We start from the raw sequence: 16818 nt of genomic DNA, 5'->3' as shown, positions 1-16818 counted from the left end.
ATTTATGTACTAAATTTAAAAAATATTTTCTAAATAGAAGATCTATATCATTAAACAATCAATAGAGTCAGTAAGAATGTGCCAAAGCAATGCCATTCCAATAATTCTTGTTTTTTTAGGAATTAGTATTAGAAGGTACAAAATAATTGCTGGTAAGCTATGTAAGAAGTGAAACCCAATACTACACCTGTTTGGATCGAAAATAGGATTTGCTATTAAATGATCTAAATCAATTAACATTGCTCCTAAAAAAATAAGATATACTTTTTTCCATTGTTTAGGGAATAGTATCAAAGCAATACCCAGAGGTATAAGAAAATGAAATCCGTAATGTACTAATGTGCGAAACATTAAAAAATTTGTTGTTCTTCTAAGTAAGTAAGTGCGTTCGTTCCCTCATTAAATAAGAGATCTAAAATAGAAAGGTTAGGAATGAAACCGTACTTATCCGAAAACACCTGGATATAAGACGATAGCTCGTATTGTTTCTCTTTTTTGGCATTTACCAATGTTCTAAGATCAATTACAGTTTCGACTTCTTTTTGATAAGTTAATGTTTTCGTATACGAAATATCTAGTTGCAGGCAATCCTGAATAACCTCCATGCATTCATAATTAAAGTCTAATAAGAAATTTTTTCTTTTTTCAAAAAGATGTATCATCTCATCTTCATAATATTCAAAAAACGGAGAAGTTCGATATGCAGATTCGATAGATTTCCAATGGAGTAACTGCCACTTAAATTCGTTTTCTATTTTAACATCCTTATATAATTGCTTATTGTTTCGTTTATCTCCAGTATGTTTTATTGGGATGGTTAATAATAGCTTTCCATTTGCGCCATAAATATAGTTTCTGCTGCGATACGTTTGTTTTTGATAGTTGTCCTCATTTTCAAAAATAATCGAATCAGATTGCGCTATTACTGCATACTGAGAAATAGACCCAAAATACATAGGGTGGAGTAGGACGTTTTTCAATCTAAAATTGTATTACTTGTTTTATTACGATAATAAGCTTGATGGATATACGGACAAATATATAGTATTACGCAGCTTTCTTTTTCTTGCGGTATTTACTGAAAACTATCCACCCTGCTAATGCAATTAAGAAATAATAGAAATAAGATACAGGTTTACCATTACCTCCAACGGTTGTAAACAGGCGTTCCCATCGTATTTTATTAAATAAACCTTTAGCATTAGTGTCCCAGCTCATCCAGATAAAAACAGGCTTACCTACAATATGATTCGCTGGCACATATCCCCAAGCACGACTGTCTTCACTATTATGTCGATTATCTCCCATCATCCAGTAATAATCTTGCTTAAAGGTGTAACTATCGATAGGGTTTCCATTTAGTAGGATTTGAGTTCCATTTACGGATAATTTATTATCTATTCCCATTTCTGAACCTTCATAAACTTCTATGATTCTTCTGTACAAAGAAAAACTCTTTAGATCCATTTTTACTGTTTTACCAGCTTCAGGAATATAAATTGCACCGAAATTATCAATATTCCAGTTAACCTTTCCGTTGTTAGGAAAAATACCAGAACCTTTTACTCCTTTTGGAGTGATGCTTCTTTGAATACTAGCTACATTAGGATGATTTTTGAATTTATTAGCAGCTTCATTTGTTAGACCTCCTGATTGGAAGAATTCATTGTTGTAACCAAATTCGTTTGGTTTAATTTTATATCGATTGTATAGGTTCTGCATATTAAACCCTTTTCCCTTAGTGCTTCCTGTATAAGAAAATTGTAATTGCGCTCTATCAGGTAACTCGGTTTGTTTTCCGTTAATATATACATATCCATCAACTACAGATAAAGAGTCACCAGGAATACCTACGCATCGTTTTACATAATTTGATTTTTTATCAATTGGTTTGTAAACGTTGATTCCAGAAGGGTCTCTAAAAAATCGAACCGTATCCACAGGCCAGCTAAATACTACAATATCATTACGTTTTATTTTTTGAAAACCTGGTAGTCTAAAATATGGATATTGGATGTCACTATTGTATGATTTAGTCTTTACTAAAGGAATGGTATCGTGAACCATAGGAAAAGAAACTGATGTCATTGGTGTTCTCGCCCCATAATGAAATTTACTTACAAATAAGAAATCACCAACCAAAAGTGTTCTTTCTAAAGATCCTGTTGGTATAGTATATGGTTGCATAAAATATGTGTGAACCAATGTTGCAGCGACTACTGCAAAAAGAATAGAGCTGATCCATTCTCCAGTGCTTGTTTTGGGTTTTAGATCCCTATCCTCTATGTGCTTTACATCTAACATATAGTTTACATAATAGATGTAGAAACCTAATGTTACAATTACTAGTATGGTATCAGTTGTTGTATTTTTCCCAAAACTTCTAATGGTTTCTACCCATACAACCGGAAGCATAATCACATTGATTACCGGAATAAACAGTAATATAACCCACCACCATGGACGGTTAATTATTTTCATTAAAACAACTGCATTGTATACAGGTACTGCTGCTTCCCAAGCTTTCCTTCCTGCTTTAACGTATAGTTTCCAAGTTCCCAAGAAATGTATTACTTGTACTGCCAGGAAAAAAATAAACCATTCTGATAGTGTCATTCTGTATATGTTTTTAATATAAGTGTAAGTAACATCAAAAGTGTTACACTTTTTGTTTTTTAGTTATAAGCCTAAAACGTCTTTCATTCCATAAACACCTGTTTTACCAGATAACCATTCTGCAGCCACAACAGCTCCCAACGCAAAACCTTGTCGGTTATGTGCAGTATGCTTGATTTCTATATCATCTACAGCAGAAGTATAGGTAACGGTATGAGTTCCAGGAACATTTTCAATTCTTTTTGCAACAATAGGTATTGTTGTCTCATTTCCTTGATCTAAAAGCCATCCATCTTTACTACTATTTTCGATAACTCCTTCGGCTAAAGTAATAGCGGTTCCACTTGGAGCATCTAATTTTTTCGTATGATGAATTTCTTCCATTTTGATGTCATATCCTTCAATAGGATGCATCATTTTTGCTAATTTTTTATTTAGTTCAAAGAACAAGTTAACACCTAAGCTATAGTTTGAAGCATAAATAAAACCTCCTTTTTTCTCCTTACATAAAGATATGATATGATCATAATGATCTAACCAACCTGTAGTGCCAGATATAATCGGTACTCCAGCATTGAAGCAGTTCGTGATATTGTTTACCGCTGCAGACGGGATGCTGAAATCAATAGCTACATCAGCTACAGATACATCATAATCCTTATCATCCTTATCAACAATAAGAACAATGGAATGACCTCTCTCTGTTGCAATTTTTTCTATGGTTTTACCCATTCTGCCATATCCTAAAAGAGCAATATTCATATTTTTTGGTGGTTGTTGGTTATTGGTTATAAAATCTAAAAACTATAATTTAATGACATAACATAACTAGGTCTGGCATCAAATTCGTTGAATTTTATTTTGGGTTTAAAAGAAAGGTCTTTTGAGACATTAAATTGTTGTAAATGAGCAGTAACATTAGCATCTATAATGTTAAGAACATACAAGCCAGCAGTAATCAATAAAGATAACTCTTGATCTCTTCTAAAACGTCTTTGTAAATCAATTAATTGTTCATCACTAAAATCAGGAAAATCTAAATCATTTGGATCTATCCCAGCTAATCTACCTTTGTAAGCATCTCTTAGTTCGTTGTAAATCCTGTTGTTGTCCAAATAAAAGTATACTCCTGCACCTAACGCTCCATAAACAATTGGTATTTTCCAGTATTTCCCTGTATATGCTTGACCTAAACCGGGAAGTATAGCAGAGTAAAAAGCAGCACGAGCTGGCGCCAAAGGCTCATAGGGTCTAATTTTTTTATTTCTTTTCTTCTTTTTCTTTTTAACTGCTACTTTTTCTGTAACTACTTTTAATTCATCATTCTCTTTATTCTCATTTTCTTCTTGAGAAAAAGCATTATGAACAAAAAAGCATAAAAATAAAATAATATAAAATGACTTAGTTTTCACTATCAATAAGTTTCTTTAGGCGTTTAAAATCTTCTTCAGAAGAAAACGGGATTATTAATTTCCCTCGTCCATTACTGGAAACTTTAACATCAATCTTAGCTCCAAAATATTCTGAGAAATCTTTAATTCCTTTCAAAATATATTGAGGAGCCTTATTTTCCGTTTTTTCAGTATCGATTTTTTCTTCTTTATTGTTTAAAGACCTAACTAATTTTTCAGTGTTACGGACAGATAAAGAATCTCCTATAATTTTTTCATAAATATCGAGTTGTTGTTGTTGATCGTCGATATTAATCAATGCTCTTCCATGCCCCATAGAGATAAAACCATCTCTAATACCTGTTTGTACAATAGGGTCTAATTTTAATAGTCTTAGATAATTCGCAATAGTAGATCTTTTTTTACCTACACGATCACTTAATTGTTCTTGAGTTAACTTAATCTCATCGATCAATCGCTGGTATGATAGAGAAATCTCTATTGGATCTAAATCTTGACGTTGGATATTTTCTACCAAAGCCATAGTTAACGATTCTTGATCATCGGCAATACGGATGTATGCAGGAATCGTTTTTAAGCCAACTAATTTAGATGCACGAAAACGTCTTTCTCCACTAACTAATTGATATTTATCAAAATCTAACTTACGAACAGTTATAGGTTGTATCACACCTATTTCTTTTATTGAAGTAGCAAGCTCTTGAAGTGTTTCGTCATTAAAACTGGTCCTTGGTTGAAAAGGATTAACCTCAATACTATTAAGATCTAATTCTATAATATTACCAACTACCTTATCAGCATTTTTATCATCAGCTGATTTTATATCATTTTCCGGGTCTTTCAGCAAAGCTGATAAACCTCTACCTAATGCTTGTTTTTTGGTTGCCTTCGCCATGAATCCTTAACTATTTTTCTTTATAATCTCGTGTGCCAAACTTAAGTAATTGCTGGCACCTTTACTAGAAGCATCATAATTAATTATGCTCTCACCATAACTAGGAGCTTCACTTAAACGTATATTTCTCTGAATGATTGTTTTAAAAACCATTTCATTAAAATGTTTTTGCACTTCTTCTACCACTTGATTCGATAATCGTAATCTAGAATCATACATGGTAAGTAATAATCCTTCTATATCCAATTGTTGATTATGGATTTTCTGAACACTTTTGATAGTGTTAAGTAATTTCCCCAACCCTTCTAAAGCAAAATATTCACATTGGATAGGTATAATAACAGAATCAGATGCGGTTAATGCATTTAACGTTAATAAACCTAATGAAGGTGCGCAATCAATCAGTATGTAATCATACGCTGATCTAAGATCATCGATTGCTTTTTTTAGCATATACTCGCGTTCGTCTTTATCTACTAATTCGATTTCGATAGCAACAAGATCGATATGTGCTGGTATAATATCTACATTAGGAGAAGTAGTTTCTAATATTGCTTCTTTAGGATTGATGGTGTGTTCTAGAATCTGATACGTTCCTTTTTCGACACTTTCTACATCTAATCCTAATCCAGAAGTCGCGTTGGCTTGTGGATCAGCATCTATTAATAATACTTTTTTCTCTAATACTCCTAGAGAAGCAGCTAAATTTACAGAGGTGGTTGTTTTACCAACACCACCCTTTTGATTGGCAATCGCTATTATTTTACCCATAGGGGGAGATTTGGATTTTAAGCGATAAAAATACAATTAATTATACATTATAAAAATGAAAAATATTAACAGTGCTTAATAAAAAAGAGACCATCAGTGTTGACGGTCTCTGAGAAGATGTTATTATTATATAAAAGTTATAAATTAAAACTATAACCTAATTTTAGAGTGAATGTATTACTTGCATATGTAGCTCCTACAAAATCTAAAAAATCTCCTATTCTTTCATACCCTACCTTAGCTATTATGTCATTATTTTTATAAACATTGTAATTAAAACCTAGCTCTATCGCAAATCCCGAAGAAGACTTTAATATTGGAACATTAAAATCTTCATAAAAATATTCTTCATTTCCATCAGTATCAATCCTTAGATATGTTTTATCTGAATTAAGTAACCGACTATTTATATAAAATATCCCTAAGTTGCTATTTAATTTTTTCTTTGATTGACTAAAGTTATAATAAATACCAAACCTAAGATTTAAAGTTTTAGGATTTACTTTGGTTGTGACATAATCTCCTATTAAAACAGGGACGTTTCTAAAGTAGTCTGTTTCTGAGTTTATCTCATTATAGGAAGCTCCAATCGAAAGTGAAGTTTTAGAGTTGAATAGAGTAGGAGTATATATATAATGGATTTCTATTGATGGCGTTAAAGAGTTTTCAAACCCCATTCCTCTTATTCCGTCTCCTTTTTCTTTAATTTTTGTAGAATATAAACCTGCTAGTATTACAAGGTCATGTATATCTTCTCTTTTTAATCGTTCGGAACTAAAAGAGGTACTTCCTGAACAATTGTTATATTCTAAAAAGGCTTTAGATAAACTGGTTAGTGTTAGTTTAATATTATTTGCTCGGATTTTTAAGTTTTCACAATCATTAAATTCAAGATTTAAAATTCCAACATATCGTTTTAACTTGAATTGTCCTTTACTCAAGTCCCCTTTGTTTTTTGTAATAATATCCAGTTCTTTCAAACCTGATTTTTTGGATTTCAGAAAATATCTTTTGTCACCATTTTTATCATTGTATAAAAGGAGACTTGCTTTTCCTTCAATAATTACTTCAAGAAAAACAGGAGAGAGGTTGATTAACTCGGTAATTACTTTTTTATCAACATTATCAAAAGCATAATAATCAATTTGATTAGTTGTAAACGTTTTTACCTCACTCTCTTCTAGTTTTTTAAATAGAATTGATTTGTAATTTTTTTTATTAAAAAATTGAATCAATCCCTTTTGTTTTGATCCGTCTTTTAAATGGATAGTTCCTGGTTCAAATTTATTTTGAGCAGAAGTTATTGTACTTATTAATAATGCGATTAGTAAAATAATTGTATTCTTCATTTTTGCTATTTATTTATACATTATAGTGTCATTAAATGAATAAATGTAACTGTATAGAATGGGATATTTTTTTAATTTTATTTAGGTTCATAAATAAAAAAGGCCGTCTACTGAAACAGACGGCCTTCGGAGTGAATATTATGTTTTATTTATTCTTTTTCTGGCATTAATACACCTAAAATATAGCCAGTATCTACATATTTTTGAGCTATTTTTTGAATATCTTGTTTAGATAATTTTTGAATAGTTTCTGCATATGTATCTCCGATTTCTAATTTGATCTGATTATAATCTGCATTTTGAAGATTACCTAACCAGAATGAATTTTGCTTACTTTGTTCTTTATAATCTAATAATCTGGATTCTTTTATTTTAGCCAAATCCTTATCAGTTGGCCCTTCGGTTATAATTGTTTTTACTTCTGCAATAGCAGCATCAGTCAGTTTTTTTACATTTTCTGGTCCACAAGGGAACGAGATTGAAAAACGATATCCACTATAACCGCCAGATGGTCCTATCTTGTACATATTACCTCTAGCTCCAACACCATATACACCACCTTCTTCTTCTCTAAGTTTTTCAATAAGCTTGATACTTAGAATTTCTCCTAAAGCTTCGATTGCTAATTTTTCTGATTTATTATAGGTTGTTTCTCCTCTCCAAATAATGTTTACAGAACTTTTTGGATCTTTACCTCTATACACTGTTTTTTCATGAGCACCGGATAATGGTCTGAAATCAGAAACTTTATAGGTCTCATCTTTACCAGTATCTGGCAAGCTAGCAATATATGTTTCTGCGTATTGTTTTAGTTTAGATTCGTCAATGTTACCCACAAAATAGAAATTAAAACCTCCAGCTCCGGCAAATCTTTCTTTATATTTCTCATAGGCTAAATCATAATTAACAGCATCTAATTTCTCCGGCGTAGGAAAACCAGTATACCTTGGATTTTTTTCAAATTGAAATTTGTTAAACTCTTCTCTAAAATAACTTTGTGGATTGGATAGATAGTTTGCTAAAAAACCTTTTGTTTTTTCTTGATCTGACCTAAACGCTTTTTCATCTTTATTAAGACTCGTAAAGTAAAGGTGTATTTGTTGAAATAGCACTTCTAAATCTTTGGGAGTAGCAGACCCATTAAATCCTTCGGATAAATTATTTATATACGGACGAACTCTAGCAATTTTCCCAGCCATTACTTTATTCATGTCGTTAAGAGATAATCCTCCGAGTCCGGTTTGAGCAATACTCCCCAATCCAAAACTTACTTGCTTGTAATCTTCTAATGAAAATAAAGAGCTTCCTCCATAGCTATACGCAGAAAATAAGATTTCATCATTTTTAAAATCAGTTTTCTTATATGTGATTTTGGCTCCGTTACTTAATTCTAAAATAGTAACATCAAGTTTTTCGTCTTTTTTAGATGATACCACTGTACCAGGACTTGGCATTTTTTCAATTAAATTTTCACGAACTTTCTCATCTTTGTAATCCTCAATATCTGCTGTTTCTATTTCTTTTAGTAATGCAAGGATTTCTTCTTTTGTTACTTGTTTTAAACCATCTTTTTCTGGTCCAGTCATAACTACAGCTCGATTGTCATCGTGTAAAAAATCTTTAATCAGTCCATTAACCTCTTCAAGAGTAATGGTTGGTAGTTGTGACATTGTGTATTGATATTCCCATTCGATCCCTGGAATTGGTTCTTGTTCTAGATAGTTGTTAATATACTCACCGATAATACGAGCAGATTCTCTTTTGTCTTTATCTTTAAATTGCTTTTCCCAATTAGCAGAAATTTGCTTCTTTGCACGCTCTAATTCACTAGCTTTAAATCCATGTTTTTGAACTCTTTTGTTTTCTTGAAGTATTGTTTTTAAAGCGATTAACTGACCTGTTTCTGAGGTTAAGGCAAAGGATTGATATGCTTCCCTATTACGGGCAAAAGTTCCACTATGACTACTTCCTGCGAATACAAATGGTGGATTAGGTTTATTACGTAATTCGTTTAAACGGCTATTCATCATTTGGGTAAATACTCTTTCTACAATGGCCTTCCTGTAATCTCCTACTGTAGTCATTGGTTCTGAAACCTCTCTGTCTTTATACATAAGTCTAACAACAGAGTTTGAGGCTTCTTTATCCGATACAACAGCAATAAGCGTTTCTTTATGATTAGGGGTGTCGTAAGTTTCTCTTTTCTTAGGGTTTAACGGCATTTGTAAGTCACTAAAGTGATCTTTAATTTTTTGTTCCAAGGTAGCTACATCAAGATCACCTACTGCTACTACGGACATTAAATCAGGACGATACCAGTCTTTGTAAAAACTCCTTACATCTTCATATTTGAAGTTTTCTAATATTTTTTTAGTCCCTATAAGTAAACGTTCCGAATATCTAGAGTTATATGCTATAATAGGTAAATACTCTTGTAGCATACGCTCATTAGCACCTTTACCTAAACGGTATTCTTCTAGTACGACACCTCTTTCTCCATCGATAGCTTCTTCGGTTAATTCTGCGTTATGCGCCCAATCTTCAATGATTTGAAATCCTTTTTCTAGCTTTTCTGGATCATCACTTGGAATAGGGAGAATATAAACTGTTTGATCAAAACTAGTATATGCGTTAAGGTCCGCTCCAAATTTAACTCCAATGGTTTGTAGGTAATCTACAAGATCATTCTTTTTAAAGTTCTTAGTTCCATTAAAGTTCATATGTTCCATAAAATGAGCCAAACCTAATTGGTTTTCGTCCTCTAAAATAGAACCTGCGTTTACAACTAATCTTAATTCGACCTTGTCTTCAGGTTTTCCATTATTACGTATATAATAGGTGAGACCATTTTTTAATTTCCCAATCTTTACATTAGGATCTACGGGTATTTTATCTTCATTTTTTACATTAGATGCTGCGTTTAACTCTTTAGTATCGCTAGATTGAGCTATTCCGGAAAATGGGATACTACATAAAAAAGCTCCAATAAATGTATTAAAAATTGTTTTTTTAATCATCGATGACATATTATGGTTAGTGTGAATTTGTTCCTTGATTATTTTTTAAAAGTAGTTAAACTTTTTATTATTGAACTATTTTTTTAGTTGAATATTTGATTTTGATGAGTTTTCTGTTGTATAGAAGTTCTGTAAGCGTAATCTTTTTAAAATATATAATTCCTTATAAACCTGAAAAGACTTCAAAATTAAATATGCTATATGTATGTGTATGAAAGAGTAGATTTGTTACTCTATTTTTTAAAATAAAAAAACTGAATACCAGAAAATCTGATATTCAGTTGGAATAATATTTTAAATAAGACTCTTTATTTATTCTTTTTAGCTCTAATAGCAGCTTCTAGCATGTCCCACATTTGTTCCGGAACTTGATCAAGTAAATTAAATTGCCCAGCTCCTTTTAACCACTCTCCACCATCTAACGTGATTACCTCTCCATTGACATATGCAGAAAAATCGGATACAAGATATGCTGCCAGATTAGCTAGTTCTTGATGATCACCGACACGCTTAAGAGGTACTTTTTTAGCAAGATCAAACTTTTCTTTCATATCACCCGGTAAAAGTCTGTCCCAAGCTCCTTTAGTAGGAAAAGGTCCAGGAGCAATGGCATTAAAACGCATCCCGTATTTAGCCCATTCTACAGCAAGAGATCTAGTCATAGCCAGCACACCAGCTTTTGCAGTTGCACTTGGCACTACATAAGCAGAACCGGTCCAAGCATATGTAGTTACTATATTTAGAACATTAGTGTTTTGATATTTTGTATCTATCCAATGTTTACCAAATGCTAGTGTACAATTTTTTGTTCCTTTTAATACAATGTCAATGATAGTATCAAAGGCATTAGCGGATAAACGTTCTGTAGGAGAAATAAAGTTTCCAGCGGCATTATTTAATAGTATATCTACGGTTCCGAATGCCTCTAAAACCTGATCTTTCATAGCTTCTACTTGATCATAATGTCTTACATCGCATTGAAGTGGGAGGCAAGTACCTCCAGTTTCTGATTCTAACTCTTTAGCCGTACCTTGTAATTTTTCAAGATTACGTGAAGTTATTGCTACTTTTGCTCCAAGCTCCATAAAATACTTGGTCATAGACTTTCCAAGTCCGCTACCTCCTCCGGTAACTACAATGTTTTTTCCTTCAAGCGCTCCTTCTCGAAGCATTTTATCAGTATAGCTCATATGTTATGTATTATAATGTCTTTATTTTTGTGAAAGTTACAATTTATATTTAAAATACTATGCACGCATAGTATTTTAAATTTATTCAAACGTCGAAATTAAAATATCAAGTATTGTAATTGCAGCATCACTAATTTTGGTACCAGGACCAAATATAGCAACTGCACCTTCTTGGAATAGAAAGTCATAGTCATCTGGAGGAATAACTCCTCCAACAATTACCATAATATCTTCTCTTCCGTGTTTTTTTAACTCTGCAATAATCTGGGGCACAAGTGTTTTGTGTCCACCTGCTAACGACGAGACCCCAACGATGTGTACATCATTTTCTACAGCTTGTTTAGCGGCTTCTATTGGGGTTTGAAATAACGGGCCTATATCTACATCAAAACCTACATCGGCATAACTAGTAGCTACTACTTTTGCACCTCGATCATGGCCATCTTGCCCCATTTTTGCAATCATTATTCTTGGTCTTCGGCCTTCTAAATCAGCGAATTGATTTGCAAGTTCTCGAGCCTTATTAAAAGACTCATCATTCTTTATTTCTTTAGCATACACTCCAGTAAATGATTTAATTTCTGCTTTATATCTTCCAAATTCTTTCTCAAGGGCATCACTAATTTCTCCTAAGGTAGCTCTTAATCGAGCAGCATTTACCGCTAAAGCTAATAAATTTTGTTTATCATCTTTGGCTGCTTCTGATAAATTATCAAGTGCTTCTCTTACAGCATTATCATCTCTTGATTTTTTGACATTTGTTAAACCTTCAATTTGTTGATTTCTAACAGCGTCATTATCTACTTTTAGAGTAGCAATATGTTCTTCCTCTTCTAGTTGAAATTTATTTACACCAATGATAACATCTTGTTCACTATCTATTCTAGCTTGTTTTCTGGCTGCAGCTTCTTCTATCCGCATTTTAGGAATTCCAGCCTCAATGGCTTTAGTCATTCCTCCTAATTCTTCTACCTCTTCGAGTAATTTCCAAGCTTTTTCTGCAATATCATTGGTTAATGATTCTACATAATAACTTCCTGCCCAAGGATCAACCGTTCTATTTATTTGTGTTTCTTCTTGAAGGTATATTTGTGTATTTCGAGCTATTCTAGCAGAGAAATCTGTTGGTAGAGCAATTGCTTCATCCAATGCATTTGTATGTAAACTTTGCGTTCCTCCAAAAGCCGCCGCGCTCGCTTCGATACAAGTTCTGGCTACATTGTTAAAAGGATCCTGGGCTGTTAGGCTCCATCCACTAGTTTGACAATGCGTTCTTAGCATCAGAGATTTCGGGTTTTTAGGGTTAAATTGTTTAATTAATTTAGCCCAAAGCATACGAGCAGCACGCATTTTAGCAATCTCCATAAAGTGATTCATTCCAATAGCCCAAAAGAATGATAGGCGAGGAGCGAAAGAATCTACATCCAGTCCTGCTTCGATACCTTTTCTGATATATTCTAATCCATCGGCTAGCGTATAAGCTAATTCTATATCACAGGTAGCACCTGCTTCTTGCATATGATAGCCAGAAATACTTATTGGATTAAACTTAGGCATGTTTTTAGAACAATATTTAAAAATATCGCTAATGATTCGCATAGATGGAGTAGGAGGATAAATATAAGTGTTACGAACCATGAATTCTTTAAGAATATCATTTTGGATAGTACCAGAAAGTAATTTTTGATCTACTCCTTGCTCTTCTGCAGCAACAATGTAAAAAGCCATTATAGGTAACACTGCTCCATTCATAGTCATAGAAACAGACATTTTATCTAGTGGTATCTGATCGAAGAGGACTTTCATATCCTCAACAGTATCGATAGCTACTCCTGCCATTCCTACGTCTCCAAATACTCTTTCATGATCGCTATCATATCCTCGGTGAGTAGCAAGGTCAAAAGCAACTGATAATCCTTTTTGACCCGCTGCTAAATTTCTACGGTAAAAAGCATTACTTTCTTCTGCTGTAGAAAAACCGGCATATTGTCTTATAGTCCAAGGTCTTCTTACATACATTGTAGAATACGGACCTCTTAAATAAGGAGGGATTCCTGCGGCAAAATTAAGATGCTCAAGATCTTTTATTTCTTCACCCGTATATTCCTCTTTTATTTCAATTCCTTCGGAAGTAATAAAGGTTTTGTTTTCCGAAGTAACTTTAGTTGTACTGGTTTCTTTTTGCAGTGTAATATGTTGAATATTTTTTCTGGTCATTTTAAAATTTCATTTTTTCAATCCAATTCTAAGTTACTTGTATTTGTGAATTACAAGTAACTAGTATCTATAAGGTACAAATTAGAGGATTATATCTTATTTTCATTGAAGAAAATCATTGCTAAAAATGTAAAATTACGGTTTTATTAATGATCTATTTTAGAAAATATAAAATATGTTAACTGTTTATGAAAGAATATTGCAATAATGTCTAACCAAAAGCTTTTTCAATAACCATTAGAATTGAATAATATATATCAAAAGCTATAAATTTCTTTATTTCGGCAGCTTTAATTTTTTTATCAGGGATGTAATAAATTCTTTGCGCTATTAAAGAAGTACTAACGTTTCCATCTTGTTCAAGTGTGCTGATTATATTTTGAAAATCATCACTATCACTATTATTTTTAAGACATTGAATTAATCCACCTCTGTAATTAAATATCAATATTTCTTCTTCTCCTTTTTTGGAAGGGTTTGTGTAGGGAGATGCTTTTTTCGTTGCCTCTTGATTTTCGTAATCACTTAGTTTTACCCAAATAGAGTTAGGATCACTAGATTTTTTTTTAAAGGTTCTCGCTAATTGGATAGAATTGTTAGATGGTAATTTTCTTAAATCCAGCGATAGACTTGCAACTTCTGCTAGAAAAGTTCGATACGTTTTTATAGAATCATTTCCGAATTTGTAGTGCGCAAATAAGTCTTTTTCGAAAGAATTAAAGGCTTTGGAATAAAGTCCACTGCTATCTACACTTAGACAATTGACACCACTTTGAGAGTGGCCAAATACCGTAATAAGTAAAAATGCTACTAAAGCGATTCTAGATCTAATCATTTGGGGCATCGATTAAGATTTAGTTTTGTTAATTATTTGTTAGTTAAATGTTAATTTCAACGAAAGTTAACAATAAATTATCAATTATTTGCGTTATACATAGTTTTTCTCTGTTTTTTCGCACAATCTTCTAGTGATAATTGGGTTTATTAACGTTTTTCTTATATTTTTTTCTTTAAATAAAGACTTTTGTAATGGTGGAATTACTTCTTCAGGATTTTTATAGGTATTAGCACCTGTTAAAATAATTTCCTCCTTATCAAAAAGTTCTTGCTCTTTATCTGCGCTTTCTTTTATTTTTTTCTGAATTGTTCCAGCTTTTAATTGCTTTAAATAACCACCACTTTCTTCAATATTCTTAAATAATGATAGGGCCTTATCCGCTAATTGATTCGTTAAGCTTTCAATATAATATGATCCAGATGATGGATTGTTTACAATATCAAAATAACTTTCATTTTTTAAGATCAACAATTGATTGATCGCTATTCTTGTTCCAAAATCATTTTCAAGATTATAAATATCATCATATCTTACATTATGAATAATATCTGCCCCGCCTAAAACAGCACTCATACACTCCGTTGTTGTACGAAGCATATTTACATTATAATCTAAAATAGTTTTATTTCTGTGTGAAGGATGTGCGAATATATAACATTTTTTTAACATATTATATTCTTCGGATAAAGAATCCCATAATATTCTTAATGCTCTTAATTTTGCAATTTCAAAAAAATAATTTCCCCCAATCGCTACTTTAAAAATAACAGGTGTTTTAATAAAAGGATTGTCTTTTTTACTTTCAAAATAATTAAGGTACTCATTTACGTGAGCCATACCATATGCTAATTGCTGAATCATTGTAGCTCCCGCATTTTGCAGTATACTAAGGTCTACCGTGATGCTGCTTTTTAAATCAGGATTTTCCGAAACAATACTTTCTAATTTATTATGGTCATCTTTTAGGCTGTCGTACCAATTTCCTGTTTTCCCTAAGTTTCCAATGATATCGGTTAATAGGTGGATGGAAAGTTTAGATGTAAGAACATGGTTGTTTAACTTATTTGCATAATCCGTTGATAGGAATAAGGTTTCAATAAAGACAAATACATTAGGGGAAATATTGGATAGTAATGTCGCAGGGTTAATATTTTCATTGGTAATAATAAAATATAGACTCTCCGCTCCTTTTTTGATTGCAGTTAATGCAGCATTATTTCCTGTAGTTGCATCTTTAACTTCTATCTTTTGAGAATTTTTCCAGGTAGATGGGTGATTTACATTCTTCTGATTTGGAGTAATATCTTCTTCATTATAGAATGGTTTGACATCTATACCTTCATAAGATTTATATATTAGTGCTTCATTATAGTCAGCACCTTTTAAATCAAATTGAATTTTTTGTTTCCATTCTTTCGCAGAAACTTTATCGAAATCATTAAATAAAGTTTTAGTCATCGTTCTTTTTTTTAGGGATACTGTCTTCGTATTCGATAATGTAAATTTCTTCATTATCTCTTTTCATAAAATATTCTTCTCTTGCAAACTTTTCTAGTTCACCGCTATCTTTTAGAATTTTTATGTCCTTTTGATCTTTAACAATTTCCTTTTTATAATATTCTTTATTATCCTTTAATTCTTTAATTTCTTGATCCAATTCTCTATGAATAAGCCAAGAATTAGTGTCTAAAAATAGAATCCACACTACGAATACCAAAATGATAAGCACATATTTATTAAAAAATATGGCAAAAACAGGAATCAATGCAGGAGTATTCCTAAGCTTTTCGAAATAGCGTTGTAGCTTCAATTTAGATTAAAATATTTATTAGTTTATAAAGGTACAAAAGTTAATTCAAGCGTTCTTTCACTATAGTACGAACTATATCAATTGCTACATTATTATAATTATTATTTGGAATAATTAGATCAGCAAATTCTTTTGTGGGATCAATAAATTGTTGGTGCATTGGTTTTAGCGTGTTTTGATATCTATCTAAAACTTCTTCCATATCACGACCTCTCTCTGCAATATCACGTTTTAAACGACGAATTAAGCGTTCGTCACTATCTGTTTGTACATATATTTTAATATCAAACATTTCCCGTATTTTAGGGTTTGTTAGGATTAAAATACCTTCTACAATAATCACTTTACTAGGTTTGGTCAATATAGTTTCTTTAGTGCGGTTATGTTCCACAAAGGAGTAAACGGGTTGTTCAATAGTTTTTCCTTTCCTTAAAGCACTAAGATGTTCTCCTAATAATTCAAAGTCGATAGACTGAGGATGATCAAAATTAATTTTTGTTCGCTCTTCATATCTAAGATGACTGGTGTCTTTGTAATAAGAATCCTGAGATATGACACATACTTCATTTTCAGGTAATTCGTTAACAATTTGATTTACTACGGTTGTTTTTCCGCAACCAGTTCCTCCAGCTATACCAATAATTAGCATTCCCAATATTTTTTTGACAAATTTAGAAATACTTATTGAGTTATTAAGTTTTTG

General features: G+C 32.0%; 15 protein-coding genes. All 15 read right to left on the bottom strand.

Annotation, left to right across the window (positions count from 1 at the left end; genetic code table 11):
* Positions 1-42 precede the first annotated feature (42 nt).
* Positions 43-351: a DUF6122 family protein gene (locus tag D1815_RS09490; protein WP_118386746.1), complete on the bottom strand. Its 309-nt coding sequence runs from the start codon at positions 349-351 to the stop codon at positions 43-45.
* Positions 351-980, bottom strand: a complete 630-nt coding sequence (locus D1815_RS09485) for a WbqC family protein (protein ID WP_118386745.1) — start codon at positions 978-980, stop codon at positions 351-353. The genes D1815_RS09490 and D1815_RS09485 overlap by 1 nt, the downstream gene beginning before the upstream one ends.
* A 67-nt stretch (positions 981-1047) precedes the next feature.
* Positions 1048-2616: a signal peptidase I gene (lepB, locus tag D1815_RS09480; RefSeq protein WP_118386744.1), complete on the bottom strand. Its 1569-nt coding sequence runs from the start codon at positions 2614-2616 to the stop codon at positions 1048-1050.
* A 63-nt stretch (positions 2617-2679) separates the two neighbouring features.
* Positions 2680-3378 carry a 4-hydroxy-tetrahydrodipicolinate reductase gene (gene dapB / locus D1815_RS09475; protein WP_118386743.1) on the bottom strand — a complete coding sequence of 233 codons (699 nt, stop codon included), beginning with the start codon at positions 3376-3378 and terminating at the stop codon, positions 2680-2682.
* Positions 3379-3413: 35 nt separating this feature from the next.
* A complete protein-coding gene (locus D1815_RS09470) occupies positions 3414-4028 on the bottom strand; it encodes a DUF5683 domain-containing protein (protein WP_118386742.1) in 615 nt (204 codons plus the stop codon).
* Positions 4018-4923: a ParB/RepB/Spo0J family partition protein gene (locus D1815_RS09465; protein WP_118386741.1), complete on the bottom strand. Its 906-nt coding sequence runs from the start codon at positions 4921-4923 to the stop codon at positions 4018-4020. The genes D1815_RS09470 and D1815_RS09465 overlap by 11 nt, the downstream gene beginning before the upstream one ends.
* Positions 4924-4929: 6 nt before the next feature.
* Positions 4930-5694, bottom strand: a complete 765-nt coding sequence (locus D1815_RS09460) for a ParA family protein (RefSeq protein WP_027395653.1) — start codon at positions 5692-5694, stop codon at positions 4930-4932.
* Positions 5695-5831: 137 nt separating this feature from the next.
* Positions 5832-7043, bottom strand: coding sequence for a hypothetical protein (locus tag D1815_RS09455; RefSeq protein ID WP_118386740.1), 1212 nt, complete (start codon positions 7041-7043; stop codon positions 5832-5834).
* Positions 7044-7192: 149 nt separating this feature from the next.
* Positions 7193-10060 carry a pitrilysin family protein gene (locus D1815_RS09450; protein WP_233557569.1) on the bottom strand — a complete coding sequence of 956 codons (2868 nt, stop codon included), beginning with the start codon at positions 10058-10060 and terminating at the stop codon, positions 7193-7195.
* Between the two features lie 308 nt (positions 10061-10368).
* Complete coding sequence (locus D1815_RS09445; RefSeq protein ID WP_118386738.1) at positions 10369-11250, bottom strand: SDR family oxidoreductase; 882 nt, start codon at positions 11248-11250, stop codon at positions 10369-10371.
* Between the two features lie 81 nt (positions 11251-11331).
* Positions 11332-13467 (bottom strand): methylmalonyl-CoA mutase, encoded by a 2136-nt coding sequence (scpA, locus tag D1815_RS09440; RefSeq protein ID WP_118386737.1) that lies wholly within the window; start codon positions 13465-13467, stop codon positions 11332-11334.
* A 211-nt stretch (positions 13468-13678) separates the two neighbouring features.
* A complete protein-coding gene (locus D1815_RS09435; RefSeq protein ID WP_118386736.1) occupies positions 13679-14311 on the bottom strand; it encodes a hypothetical protein in 633 nt (210 codons plus the stop codon).
* 84 nt (positions 14312-14395) lie between these two features.
* Entirely contained in the window at positions 14396-15763 is a 1368-nt protein-coding gene (locus D1815_RS09430) for a methylmalonyl-CoA mutase subunit beta (RefSeq protein ID WP_118386735.1), read from the bottom strand.
* Positions 15756-16115, bottom strand: coding sequence for a septum formation initiator family protein (locus tag D1815_RS09425; RefSeq protein ID WP_369862757.1), 360 nt, complete (start codon positions 16113-16115; stop codon positions 15756-15758). Before D1815_RS09425 ends, D1815_RS09430 begins: the two co-directional genes overlap by 8 nt.
* Positions 16116-16155: 40 nt before the next feature.
* Positions 16156-16764, bottom strand: coding sequence for a uridine kinase (gene udk / locus D1815_RS09420; RefSeq protein WP_118386734.1), 609 nt, complete (start codon positions 16762-16764; stop codon positions 16156-16158).
* Between the last annotated feature and the right edge of the window lie 54 nt (positions 16765-16818).

Source organism: Aquimarina sp. AD1, from assembly GCF_003443695.1.
GTDB lineage: Bacteria > Bacteroidota > Bacteroidia > Flavobacteriales > Flavobacteriaceae > Aquimarina > Aquimarina latercula.
This window is presented reverse-complemented; position numbering and strand designations above follow the sequence as displayed.